The sequence below is a fragment of the Sedimentibacter sp. B4 genome (assembly GCF_000309315.1).
Taxonomy (GTDB): Bacteria; Bacillota; Clostridia; order Tissierellales; family Sedimentibacteraceae; genus Sedimentibacter; species Sedimentibacter saalensis.
Genome location: NZ_CANG01001091.1, coordinates 1 through 492, shown reverse-complemented (window position 1 = coordinate 492; position 492 = coordinate 1). Strand labels below are relative to the sequence as shown.

Below are 492 nucleotides of genomic sequence, written 5' to 3'. Positions count from 1 at the left end.
CTGTCCCGCAAGCATGCGCTGCATCTGACCTACTGGACCGACGGCGACACCCGCCGTCGCGGCGAGGTGCTGGCGCGGATCAAGCGGGCCTACCGTGACTCCGGGCTGGTGGTCGACACAGGGGGCGGCTCCCCGACACCTGCCGATGGTGCTCGAGTTCGCCGCGGCAATCCCCGCGGCCGGCCGTGAGCTGCTCGAGCAGTTCCGGGCGAGCCTACGGCGCGGCCCGGGGGTCCTGGAGGCGGTCTGCAGCCTGCTGCCCGGGGAGTCCCCCCGGACGCGTGCCGAGGTCCAGGCCCGGTTCGGCCAGGCCCCGCCGGTCGAACTCGTCGGCCTCGACCCTCTCGACCGGAACCGGCCCCACCTCGCCGAGGAGCACGCATGAACACGCTCGACCTGCTCGCGTGGGGCGTCCTGCCCTACCTCGTCGCGCTCACCCTGATCGCCGGCCTGATCTGGCGCTACCGCTACGACCAGTTCGGCTGGACGACC

Annotated in this window: 1 protein-coding gene and 1 pseudogene; both read left to right on the top strand. The window is 73.0% G+C overall.

All coding sequences use genetic code 11. The features are described 5' to 3' along the window. Positions 1-189 (top strand): annotated as a pseudogene (locus BN358_RS28165) (hypothetical protein); the annotation flags it as partial. 192 nt (positions 190-381) lie between these two features. Then, a partial coding sequence (locus BN358_RS25125; RefSeq protein ID WP_198018547.1) for a respiratory nitrate reductase subunit gamma occupies positions 382-492 on the top strand: 111 nt, incomplete at its 3' end.